This window comes from Denitrobacterium detoxificans, assembly GCF_015062615.1.
GTDB lineage: Bacteria > Actinomycetota > Coriobacteriia > Coriobacteriales > Eggerthellaceae > Denitrobacterium > Denitrobacterium detoxificans_A.
In genome coordinates this window covers 131,448-144,275 of sequence record NZ_SUUH01000005.1, presented here as the reverse complement: position 1 = coordinate 144,275, position 12,828 = coordinate 131,448, and the positions used below count along the sequence as shown (strand labels likewise).

Here is a 12,828-nt window from a genome sequence, read left to right as displayed (position 1 = left end):
TCCCACGGACCCTTCCGCCTTCGATACGCTATTTGCCTGCAACGCCCTTTGGGCTGCGCACCTGCATGCGGAATCGCACGAACGACTCCACGCCACCCGCGGCAACAAGCCCCGCCGCACTAGGCAGCGCAAAGGGCTCGAACGGGTTCTCAACATCCAACTGATCGGCAATCGACTGGTTATTGCTTACCGCCTGGAGCACCGACCAGGCACGCTCGTTGGCGCTTCCATCCTGCGTCTCCGCTTCCTCTTCGGAAGTGGAAGCGGGGGTGGTATCGTCGGCGGTTCCCTGCGCGCCGCTATCAGCTTGCTCGGTGACATCCGAAGCGTCATCTTGCCCAGACGCCTCGCCCGCTACCGTAGCGTTGGCGGAATCGCTACCCGAACCGCTTGTCGCATTTGCCGAGGTACTCCCCCCTTGCGATGAGCCAGAATCGGCGTCGTCGCTTCCGCTCCCCGTTCCTTCCGAGGAACCATTCGTTGCCGGTGGGGACCCCGCCAAGACGATATGAATCGTATGAATCCACTTGATCTGCTTGCTCGTGGTAGTGCCACCATCCTGCGTGGCGCCGAACAGCAGACGGAAACGCGTTGCGTCGGAAAGCTCGTCGGCGGAATACACGGTGCACGAATTGACCGCTTCCTTCGAATCGATGGCAATCATCGGCCACACGGGCTCCGCCTCGGCATAGCTGCCGATGTCAATATTCGGGTAGAAGTAACGGCCCGTCTCACCCAGCAATGACCAGCTGATCGTAAAATCGCTATCGTACGCCTTGACCTGCAGGCTCTTCACGCCGCCGCTGGTATCCACCCCCGCAGCCTCCAGCACGTCATACAGGTTCGGGCCACGACCGGTAAGCGTAATGTACGAGCCGCCACCCAGGGCGGTATACGCCTTTACGCTCGTGCCAAGGGCCTCAAGATCGTCTACCGTGAAGGTCTTGGAAATGGCAATGACGCCCGGTTGGGTCTCCCATTCGGCTTCGATAGTGAGCGTATCCTGCGGGTGGGCGTCGCTACCCTGGCCGTTATCGTTTTCATCGGGCATGATAACGGCAATGCTGCCGGTCACCAGCGCCCCGCTTTCACCAGCCGTAGAGGACGCCACGACTTCATTCGTAGCAGCCACCGACGGACGGTATATGCCCTCCTCGCTTACGGTGCCAAACGCGCCCACCGTCACGCTCCACGTAAGATCGGGAAGCTCGCCGCCCGTTTGCGAAGCAAGCCCCGACGCAGGCGTAACCTGATACACCGTGCTCGAGCTCGCAACGGGGTCATACACCGTTACCGCAGCCTGCAGGTCCAGTTCGGCCGTTGCCAACTCGGAGCCCTTGGGAAACGAATACGATCCATCGATGGGGACGCCGTCTTCGCCGCACAGCACAATCTTCGTAACGAACGGCGCGGTGTCTTGCCCCGTAATGGTTACATTCACCTGGGCTTCAAGTGTGGAGCCATTCGTCTCGCCCGGCTTCGTGGTAGAACAGGTGACCGTAACGGTGCCGTTGGACTTCGCCGTGAGTTCGCCGGAACGGGCATCGATCGTTGCCACGCTTGCGTCGTCCACGCTCCACGTCACATTGGAATACCCGCCCTCGGAAGAGCCATCATCCCAAACGGAAAGGGCGTCAAAGTCAATCTGACCGCCGCGCGAGCTAATCTCGGCTGACCCCGCCTTGCTCGTGGCGTAGGCATACACCGTACGCGGGCTGTCATGATCGTAGATGCCGATATCTTCGACGTAATGCGTCGTTGGCTGCGTAGACGAACCACCGGAATTATCCAACGAGCCACTGGAATCGCCCGTCGAGCCCGATGCGCCCGAAGAAGTACCATCGCTCGCGTCGGAAGACCCAGCAGCGAACGCTCCCTGCGCGCCCCACGTAAGAGAAAACGCCAACACGAACGACAAGGCTATACGGCAAACGGAAGAAACCCTCATTAGTCGGCACCTGCCTGACGTTGCGTAAGCGCATCATTCGACAACCCACTCGAGGAAGAGCCGCTCTGCGCGCCATCACCCGAATACGTATACTTCGCCTGGCGCCCCACGGGAGGATAGCTGTTCCCCAGCAGGTCGAGCGCCTGGTCGACGGTAATATCGCACCAATACATACGACTATAGAAGTCGCGCGTAACATCTACCATATCGACATCGTAGGCATCGGGATACAGCATGTTGGCCAGCCATTGAATGCCGATGAAGCGATTGACTCCCGGCGGACGATCGAGCCACGCGAAGGGCGCATTGGGCATGGTATACACGCGCTCATTCTTCACCGCGCGAATGCCTGCCCACGTATCCTTCGTGCGAATGATTTCGTCGGCACCGCCGCGAATGGTATCGTCCCAAGCCACGATGACCTCGGGGTCCCAGGCTATGACCTGTTCGAGCGACACATTGCTCATACCCAAGCCCTGGTTGGCATCCACCGCAGCTACGTTCTTTGCCCCTGCCACCGCAAACGCGAGCGCATGCTGGCTCTCGTCGGGCTCCGTTTGCAGGCCCAGCGGACCTTCCGCGTAATACACGCTCACGCGCTGGGATTCCGGCACCGTAGCCACGGCGGAAGAAACGCTCTCGTAAACGTCTTCCAGATAGGTGGCCAGCTCCTCCGCGCGATCAGCGCACCCCAGGATGTCGCCCAGGAAGCGATACGCTTCGGCAATGCGGCTGAAGCTGCCATCGACCAGAACCACGGGTATGCCCGTCTGGTCCTGCAGCTTTTCCGCTTCCGAGATATTCGACGCCGTAAGGTCGGTGCCCGAGACGCTGAATACCACCTGCACGTCGCGCGCAATGAGCTCCTCGCGGTCGATTTCCCCATTGGAAGACAGACTTCCCAAGTTGGGCAGGTCAGCCATGTAATCGGGCATCATGGCAAGCTCCTGCTGCGAAAACGTGATTGCTGTTCCCGCCTGAAGCTGCGGAATAAGGCTGAATACGAAGACCTGCGCCAACGCGCTCGTAAAGTAGACGCGCTCGAGCGAGGAGGCAACCGGCACCGTCACTTCACGCCCCGCATGGTCGGTAATGGTGCGCTCGCCCAGCAACAGCTCGTCGCCAGCAGCAGAGCGACACCCCGTAAGCGCCGAAAGCCCACCCAGCGGCAAAGCAATGGATAGCGCAAGCGTACCACCAAACTGAATGAAGCCGCGACGCGACATGCCGCACGCGTTGGGGGTACCCCCACCCACGCTGTTTTCGCTAACCAGAGACGCGTTCGCGCTCATCTTTCCCCTATGCACTGCAGAACTCCTCCTCGTCGGCAGGCACGCATACGCGCTTAAACCGACCGTCTTCCAAACGCACATCAAGCACATCGACCCTCGTCTGGTAGATGCGCTGCAGAACCTCCGTCGTAATCGTTTCGCCAGGCGTGCCCTCGCAAAGCTTCTGCCCCGCATCCATAACGACCACCTTGTTTGCGCAGTACAGCGCATGATCGGGGTCGTGGGTAACCATAACGACCGCCATGCCGGCACGCGCCAGCTTGCGCATGCGCGCAAGCACCAGCTGCTGATTGCCGAAATCGAGACTGGCGGTGGGCTCGTCCATAACCAGCAAGCGCGGCTGCTGAGCCAGCGCGCGGGCAATGAGCACCAGCTGGCGCTGGCCACCCGAAAGAGCCGTATAGTCTTCGCCCGCCAGCCCCTCTATGCCCATCTGGCACATGGCATCGAATGCAATGCGGCGGTCCTTCGCGGAAACGAACGAAAGCCTGCTCAGGTAGGGGGTGCGCCCCATAAGGACCACGTCGCGCACGGCAAAGGGAAACGGCGGCGTATGCTCTTGCGGAATGTAGGCGAATCGACGCGCCAGCGCGCGCTCATCCATGGCGAGCACGTCTTCCCCATCCATGGAAACGCATCCCGCCGTGGGGTGCAGTAGCCCCATCGTGTTCTTCAGAAGCGTGGTCTTGCCGCAACCGTTTGCGCCGATGATGCAGCAAAATTCGCCCGCCTCCACGCTGAAGCTCACGCCGTGCAGTATTTCTGTAGCGCCATACGACGCATGCAGGTCCTTCACTTCCAGCAGGGCCATTACTTCCACCCCCTCATGTTGTGGCGGAAGATGATCACGAAGAACGGGACGCCCATAATGGCGGTCAGGATGCCAATGGGGATTTCCACGGAGAGCATCAATCGGGCGATATCGTCCACGATCAGCAAAAACGTGGAGCCGATAATCATGCTGGCAGGCAAAAGCACCCGATAATTGGGCCCCACCACGGCACGCGCCACGTGGGGCACCACCAGGCCTACCCAGCCTACAATGCCCGAAACGGCAACCGAGCAACTTACCACCAACGTGCTTGCGAAGATGACCACCAGGCGCACCAGGCGCGTGTTGATGCCCATGCTGCGCGCTTCCTCGTCGCCGAACGAAAGCACGTTGAGCTTCCAACTTTCCAGCAACAGCAATGCGAAGCCGCCCAGCATGGGAAGGATGATTACGGCCAACTGATCGGCGTCTTCGCTCGCAAAACTACCCATCAGCCAAAACGTAATGGAAGGCAGCTTGTCGTTCGCGTCGGCCAGCAGCTTCACGACGCTCGTACCGCTCTGGAACAGGGTGCTCACCAGAATGCCGCCCAGCACCAGGCCAAGAATGGGGTCGTACCGCACGAGCTTGTTCAGCCACACCGCCAACCCCACGGCCAGCATGCCGCCACAGAAGGCGAAGAGCTGAACGTAGGCATTCGGCAAATCCAGAAGCAGCGCCAGGCACGCACCGAACGAAGCACCCGCGCTAGCGCCCAAAATGTCAGGCGAAACCAGCGGATTCTTGAACATGCCCTGATAGCTGGCACCGGCAACGGCCAGGGCGGCACCCACCAAGAGCACCACGCAAATGCGCGGAAAGCGTATCTTGAACAGCACGTTATCCAACGTGTTATCGATGGGAGCACTCGGATCGATAAGCTGCGCAAAATGAGCTATCACGCCCTGGAACCATTCCACGGGCATGACAGGGTACCTACCCAGCATGAAGCTACCAAAGAACACCACCACGAACGCGGCAACGATACCCAGCTTCACCCACGGCGAGAGCTTGCGATTGAGAGCACGCTCCGCCTCCTGGGCAAGATGTTCTTCAATGATGCGTTCCTCTTGCGCGGCTGCTGATTCTCCTCTTACTTCCGTCATTCAGAGGAACCTTCGCTCGAAGAGGAATCGCTGGAACTCGCACCGTCGCCGTCTTCCAACAAGTACAGCTTTCCCGTATGCGGATCCTGGTATACCGTGCCCTTCTGAATGTAGCCGCTTCCGCTGCTATCGGGGTCTTGCAGCTGCTCGATATCGGCATCGGAAACTTCCTGGGATTCGTCGATTTCGACTTGCGTAGCTGCGGAAATGTTAACGTTGTACGCCACCACCAGCGCAACCAGAATGCCGCACGCAAACACGAGCATGGCGTCGCTTAGGTTGGCAAGGCCTGCAAGGGGATCGCTTTCCGCGTGCATTCGGCGCGTGTGCCGGAACGAACCGGCATCACCATAATACCCGGCCATTATGCTTGCGCCTTTACGGAATCGTGCGCCATTTCCTGCGCCAGAGGCTCTGCATCGGGAACCTTGGACGCTCCCACCGCACCATTGGCGAACACGATGGACGCAGCAGAACGATTTGCATCCATGGTCGTTTCACCGGGCTGTTTAGCGCTGGGGCCAAAATCCGCTTCGCGCATATCGCCAATCTTCTGCAGCATGGTGGCCATGGCGGAATCGAGCGCCGTCATGTAGTTCTCGTACCAACCACGGCGGACCTTCGCCACGATCAGGCAAACCACAGCAGTGGCCAAGCCCGCAACCGTCGTATCGAACGCAACGATAATGCTCTGCGAAAGCGACGTGACGTCACCCGTTCCCAGCGCCGCAATGCCCGGACCCAACGGGATAAGCGTACCCATAAGGCCCAACATGGGAGCAACCTTCGAAGCGATATCGTTACGGCCCACCACCTTATCGCGGCGCGCTTCCTCTTCGGAGACAGCGCGACGAATAAGCGCCAGCAAGCTATCCCCCGGCAGTGCGCGGTACTCGTATACGGTGAGTAGGGCATCCTTCTGACGATTCAGAAGGCCCGACGTGCGAACCACCTGCTCTATTTCGTTAGGGGCAGCATCGTTGAGCGCTGCAAGGAACTGGGGCATCGTTACGTGGAAATGCCGCCGTTCGGTAATTCCCTCCACCACTACGCTTCCGATGCAAAACAGGGCATACCCCATAAACACCAGCAAGAGAACGACATCGGGCAGCAACAACGCCTGCGACGCATCGTGCAAAATAACGCCCAAATACGTCTGATTTGATACAACATCCATACTATTTCTCGTCCATTATTCATCGCTACGTATAATGCACGTCGCAGTATATTCCTGTTTCTAGATAATGTCTATCATGCAATGCCTATGATTTCGGCGAAAAACGCCCAGCCATGAACAAGGGACGGAGGGCATAAGGAAAGGGCCCCGGAGGGCCCTTTCCAAGGAAGGTACTCGTTCGTGCGATTAACGAGTGGTGGTTAGCTTACTACGGCAACAGCGTACCAAGCAGTGCCTTCGTCGCGCCAACCAAGCTTCACGAGATTCTGGTGCTCGGTCTCGCTGGTGGTGAAGTTATGCGAACCAGAAGTCGCATTCGGGTTGTACTCGCGCAGTACTTTCACGCCCATGGCGTCATCGGAGTACCAGCCAATGCCCTCATACTTCCAGCCAGCCTTCGTCAGCATGTCGCGTTCGTTGACGCTGACGGTGTAATGATGGTCGCCGCCATTCGGGTTGTACAGACGATAGACCGGCGTATTGCTGCTGGAAGGCGCATACCAGCCGATGCCCTCGTACTGCCAACCAACCTTCTTCAGATTATCACGCTCGTTGGTGCTCTGCGTGTAGAAGTGCTCACCCGAATTCGGGTTATACAGGCGGAACATCGGTACCGACTCGACGATCTTGAACGTGCCGGTTGCCGTGCCCGTGTAGTTGCCCTTGCCCGTTACGGTAATGGTGGCAGTGCCCACTTCCTTGTTGTTGGAGTACTCGACCGTATAGTCGGTGCCATAAGTAAGCGTTGCGTCGCCAATCTTCACCGTGGCCGCAGGCTCCAGCGGAGCACCCGTGTAAGCCATGTTGGAAGCCGTCACCGTTGCCTGGGAAATCGGGGCCGCGGAGATTTCGGTATCAAGCTCTACCGGGTCAGTGTCATACCCAGGAATTCCCGCTTCCAAACCATCAGCCCAAACATAATTGTTCGTGTTGACCAGCTTAGCAATAACGGTGTATTCATTAGCGTTGATAGCGGTAGCATCCTCACCCTCGGGGAAGGTTGCATCGGGATCAGGCAGGGCCGACGACATGTGAAGTCCGCCATTGTACAGGCCAAGCGTATAGCCCTCGCCGCCCTTCACGAGCGTCTGAGCGGCGCGGTTGTACACCAGGCCCTCAGCCGCCGTGGGCTTCTCGACCTTAGCCGGGTTTATGGTGCATTCCAGATGAACCATCCCATCGAGATTGCCGATGAGATCCCAGCGGTAGTTGCTTGAGCTGAGCGAAGCAACTATCTTGTAGTCGCCCGCGTCGGTGCCGATAGCGTCAGACCCTTCGGCAAGGGGCTCGCCATCATTCACGGTCAGCTGGTAGCCCTCGCCACCGGCGACCATCACCTGGCCATCAGGGTCGTAAACAAGCTCGTCAGCGACAACCTCCGGAGCTTCAATGAGCTTCGGGTTAACCGTGATGGTGCTGACCTTGACGCCACTTGCCTTGTCAGCCCATTCGGTGTTGGTCGTGTCGTTGAGCGAAGCAACCACAGAGTAGGTGCCCGCATTTTCGACCGTAACGCCCGCTTCGGTAATCACCGCGATCGGGTCATCCGAGCCAGGAGCGAACGTGTAGTCATCGCTCGCCTCAAGCACAAGCTGGCCACCTGGGACGTAGTCCTTCTCGACCATGTCCACAGGAGCGTCAATGGGCTTCTTGGCGATTACGGCATCAAGCTCCTGATCAATGATGGCGCCGTTAGACCACATGTAGTGATCGGGGTCGGCCAACGTTGCGGAAATGCGATACGTTCCCGCCTTAGTAGCGGAAATATCACCCGTGAGCTGATTGAGCTCCGCACCAGCGGCAAGTGCCTCAGCGCTGGGGACGAGGCCATACTTGCCCAAGCTGCCCTTGGCAATCACCTGGGCATCGCCGTTATACACTAGCTCGCTTACGACATCGGGAACAGCGATCTTGCCCTTCGAAATCATGGCGTTAATGGTCTTGTTCTCGGTGGTGTCATCAGGCCAAACATAATCTCCCGGATTGACGAGCTTTGCGTAGACCACATAGTTCTGGTTCTCGATGGCCGTGGCATCCACGCCAGGCTCAAGCCATTCGCCATTGTTGATCTTCAGCTGATAATGCTCGTTGCCAGGAACGATTACCTGAGCTTCTCCCGTGTACTCCAAATTGGAGACAGCCTCGGGAACGGCAACTTCGAATTCGCTGATGGTAACTTCCATCTTTATAGGATCAGTAGCGGGATCGGCATCCCAAGCATAGTGCTCATCAAGCGTAGCAGTAATCGTATAATCGCCAACCTCGGTTGCAAGCGCATCGCCCGTTTCCTCGTCGATGGTCACGCCGGAGTCCTCGGTGGAAAGCGTGTAGCCCTCGCCGCCCGCAACGAGAACCTGGGGCTCGCCCGTGTAGGTAATCAGCGGCTCATACTCAGGCTTATCGACAATGATGCGGTCAATACTCACCTCAGCGACAAAGGGGTCGATATCGGGATCGAGGTCGGGATCAGACGCCCATGCATAGTTGCTATCGAGCGTAGCGGTAATCTTGTAGTCGCCAATCTCCTTCGCAATCGCGTCGCCCGTCTCCGCATCGATGGTCACATTCGGGTTGTCGCACGTGAGCGTATAGCCCTCGCCACCCTCAACGAGAACCTGGGGCTCGCCCGTGTACTCGAATGAAGAAGGATCGGGGATAGGCTTTTCAATCTGCTGACGCGCAATGGAATCGCCAAAGACAATAGGCGCATCGGGATCATCGCCAGACGCCCATTCATGCCCCTCGTCCAGCACGGCGGTAATGGCGTAATCGCCAGCGGCCGTACCAACCAGACAGCCCGTTTCTACATCAACGGCCACCGTTACACCGGCAGGATACTCAAGCGAATAACCAGAATCGGTAAGCAACGTAACACGGCCCGTTATGGGGTCAACCGTTTGCGAGACAATCGTGGCATCGCCCAAGTCGACAAGCGGCTTTTCGGTGCCATCATAGACATATGCCTCATGATTGACCTTCGTAGGAGCAGGCGTTTCGATCTTCACGATGGAAACGTTGAATTCACGCGGATCAGGATTCGACGTCAAGACCTCGTCGGACCACACGTAGTTATTTTCGGAGTCGCGATACGCCTTGATGTTATAACTACCAACGCTCGTTGCATACAACTTTCCATTGTCGTATGTGACATTAAGCGGATAGACCAGGGAATAACCCTTATTCGTATAGGCAATCGTTTCGCCCTCGTGCTCATAAGAACGCAGCACAACGGCGCCCTGGAGGTCCACCAGCTCGATAGGCTTGCCCGTCCATTCCGTAGTGTTGCCTTCAACGGAAACGGTGGGAACGGTAATGACGGCCTCGCCAATAGTTGGGTTCAGCGTAACGGGATTCGTTTCCGTGCCTTCATCAGCTTCGCTCCACGCATGGTTATCGTCGACATAGGCAACCACGTTAGCATACGTGCCTGCTGCCTTTGCGGTAAACTGATTGCTCGAAACTTTCAGGCCATTCTCGGCCTCCGGGTACACGATATAATACCCGCCATCCGTCTCGGCCTTATTGGTCTCGGTAAGGTCATTACTGGGAGTGACATTCGTAACCTCATAGCCACCCAAGTCGATAACCTGCTGGTACGCACCCGTATACGTGAGCCCCGTAAGAGCCTCGGGCGCGGACACGGGCTGCCTAGCAATAAGGCCCGTCACGCTAACAGCTTCGGTGCTGTCATCCGACCAAACATGATTGCCATCAAGCGTAGCCGTAAATGCACCATACTCACCTGCATTTACCCCAACAAGCTGACCATGATCTCCTTCAGAAAGAGTGAATCCATCGAGATCAGTGCACTCGATGATATAACCAAGATTAGTTAATGCGGTAATCTCGGTAGGACTATCGAGATCGTCGTAATTCCAGCTGGTTATTTCACCCTCTTCGCCCAAATCAATAATCTGCTGGGCCTTGCCGTTATACACCAGCTCATCAATAGCCACCGGCACCTCAACGGGAGCGCGGTCGATGGTAGCTTCGATAACCTTGTCAGCCGTAGTTTCATCTTCCCACATGTAATTGGGAGTAGCGCCCGTGTTCAAAGGCGCAAGGGAGGCGGTAAGAGTATAGGTAGTGGCCAGGGTGGCAGCAATATCATTATTGCTATCTCGCTCGGGAGCGACGCCAGACCCCGTGTTTTCGATTGAGTAACCCGCGCTCGTGACAATAGGATGGACGGGGAACGCACCAGACTCATACGTAACGCCCTCGCCATAGTCGATAATCTTCTGAGCCGAACCCGTATACACCACATTCTTGACAGCAGAAGGTATCGGAACAGACTTCATCTGAATCGTGCCCGTAACCGTAAATTCACCCGTCGTGCCATCGGGCCACGTGTAGTTAGCCGGTTCGTCCAGGTGAACCAGAATGTCATATTCCCCTGCATTCACCGCAGTGATTTTATCGGCATCGAAATCGACGGTGATACCAGCGCCATCGAGATAGTAAATCGTATAGCCCTTATTCGTGTTGACTACGTTATACGTAACCCCACCATCGTCGGGCGTAACAGTGCCGCCATTGGTAAGATTCGTACCCGTTTCAAAGTCATACAAGCTTTGAGCTTCGCCAGAATACACGACATTCTCGGCGGCGGTAGCGGGATTGACAATGTCGGCGACAATGGCCGTTTGAACGACCTTCGGATTGGTAGTTCCGTCAGCCCACGTAAAGCCATCAAGCAGCGTAGCGATTACGCGATACTCACCCAAGCGTTTAGCCTGCACGAACTCGTCCCCATCATGAGCGCTTGCGGAATTATCGTACTCAAGCGTATAGCCAGCATCCGTGTCAGCAACAACCCTGCCGTCGTACTCCGTGGGGTCACCCACGATTTGACCGCCCTTCAGATCAACGATGTTCTGCCAGTCGGCATAATCGAGCACGGGGGCAACCGCAACGGGAGCGTTCGGAGCCTTGTTAATCGTCCACATCTCTTTAGAATCAAGATACGTGCATACGTATCCCGATTCGACCGCTTGATACGGAACCTTGTTAGAGCTCAGCACGTTTGCGTGCACTAATGCGCAATCGGGGTCGCCTCCAACCACATGGTCCTCAGAAGCTTGAAGGATCGTCGGGGACGCGCTCTCGCTGTACACCTCCACGAAACCAGCGTCTGAAACATTGATGGCATCCAGGCCCTCTGCGAGCGCCGCCACAAACGACGCATTTTGAACAACAACCGAGCCGCCGGTAACACGCATACCGGCTCCGGCAGTCGAAGTTAGACTCGTGTTATCAACGATAACGTTGCCGCCAGATGCATCGACGGCGGCACCTTTCGCGGAAACGCTAGCATGAACAAGGCTCACATTGGCGCTGTCTTCCACCGTAACCCCAACGCCTTCAGAGTAAATGGTAGGCGCAGCAGCAGAGCCATTGGCTTGCCATGCAGAGGTGCCCACAATATCAACGTCAGCAGATTCCCGAGCCAGAATGCCTCCGTTCAACGCACCGCCATCCATGGAGAAGATGCCACCAGTTATAACGGCGTCATTCCCATTCGTCGCGGACACCTCGCCTCCATGCATGTAGAACGAGGCGTTCGGATTCGGAGCGACCACAACCGCGGTACCATATGAATCATATGAATCCGCGTCGAAAACAATCTTGCCAGATTCAAGGGTGAGGACGCCGCTCTGAATAATAAACGCCGGCATATCGGTACCGCGAATCACCGCACTATCCTGAGAATCGGAAATGGTAACAGCGGCATTCGCGCCATCAACAACGTAGATTACGTCTTCCCCCATCTCAAGCGTCTTGCCTTCAAGCAAAAGCGTGATCTTCTTCGAAATGGAGGTTCCCTTGGATTCCTGCGAATTGCCAATCATGGTGATGGTGGCTTCTGAGACGGTATCATCCGCTTCGATAGCCTCAATCGCATCGGTTAGCGTTTCGTAGTACTGGTTATTCCAGACACAAGAAACGCCCACCGCAGGTTCGAGCTGACTAGAATCGTCGCTCGCAGGTGCAAGCTGGGCGTTACCCTGAGTAGCAGCCCCGACAGAATCTGCCTGCGTTGTAGCATCTGACAAAGCTGGCGTTTGCGCAGTGTCAACTGATTCCTGAGCGGAAGGTTGCGCAGCCCCTTCCACCACTTGAGCCGCGGCTGGCGAAGCGGTTTCAAGTTCGTCGGCATGCGCCTGATACGGGACGATGGGTGTGAAACCCACCACCGTAACGACGGCCATGAAAGCGCTTAGCACCCCCTTGGCGAACTTCATACGCGAGTCGCGTATGCTTGCAGACCCACTCATTCGATCACCTTCCTCAATCGCACGGACCCAACCCCCATAAGTAAGGGCGATGAACGATGGAATGCAGGTATAGAGCGAGCGACGCAGACCCACTCTGCCCCCTTCATACCAACTTCACAATTGTAGCATCATTTGAGGTGGCAAAAGTCCCAATTCGTGGATTTGCTAGCACATTTTTTTCGTTACGGAACCGTCATTTTAGAAATAGTCGCTCAG

At 57.0% G+C, this 12,828-nt stretch carries 7 protein-coding genes; all 7 read right to left on the bottom strand.

Annotated elements, in window-relative coordinates; genetic code table 11:
* Positions 1-28: 28 nt before the first annotated feature.
* The 7 genes from E7002_RS07435 to E7002_RS07405 all read right to left on the bottom strand — a co-directional run bounded on the left by E7002_RS07435 (position 29) and on the right by E7002_RS07405 (position 12,612).
* On the bottom strand, positions 29-1,948 hold the full coding sequence (locus E7002_RS07435) for an Ig-like domain-containing protein (RefSeq protein ID WP_303728232.1): 1,920 nt from the start codon (positions 1,946-1,948) through the stop codon (positions 29-31).
* On the bottom strand, positions 1,948-3,240 hold the full coding sequence (locus E7002_RS07430; protein WP_303728231.1) for an ABC transporter substrate-binding protein: 1,293 nt from the start codon (positions 3,238-3,240) through the stop codon (positions 1,948-1,950). Before E7002_RS07430 ends, E7002_RS07435 begins: the two co-directional genes overlap by 1 nt.
* A gap of 7 nt (positions 3,241-3,247) precedes the next feature.
* Positions 3,248-4,051, bottom strand: coding sequence for an ABC transporter ATP-binding protein (locus E7002_RS07425; RefSeq protein WP_303728230.1), 804 nt, complete (start codon positions 4,049-4,051; stop codon positions 3,248-3,250).
* On the bottom strand, positions 4,051-5,157 hold the full coding sequence (locus tag E7002_RS07420) for an iron ABC transporter permease (RefSeq protein ID WP_303728229.1): 1,107 nt from the start codon (positions 5,155-5,157) through the stop codon (positions 4,051-4,053). Before E7002_RS07420 ends, E7002_RS07425 begins: the two co-directional genes overlap by 1 nt.
* A complete protein-coding gene (locus E7002_RS07415) occupies positions 5,154-5,522 on the bottom strand; it encodes a DUF2149 domain-containing protein (RefSeq protein ID WP_066663557.1) in 369 nt (122 codons plus the stop codon). Before E7002_RS07415 ends, E7002_RS07420 begins: the two co-directional genes overlap by 4 nt.
* Positions 5,522-6,334 (bottom strand): MotA/TolQ/ExbB proton channel family protein, encoded by an 813-nt coding sequence (locus E7002_RS07410; protein ID WP_303728228.1) that lies wholly within the window; start codon positions 6,332-6,334, stop codon positions 5,522-5,524. Before E7002_RS07410 ends, E7002_RS07415 begins: the two co-directional genes overlap by 1 nt.
* Before the next feature lie 200 nt (positions 6,335-6,534).
* Positions 6,535-12,612, bottom strand: a complete 6,078-nt coding sequence (locus tag E7002_RS07405; protein ID WP_303728227.1) for a hypothetical protein — start codon at positions 12,610-12,612, stop codon at positions 6,535-6,537.
* Between the last annotated feature and the right edge of the window lie 216 nt (positions 12,613-12,828).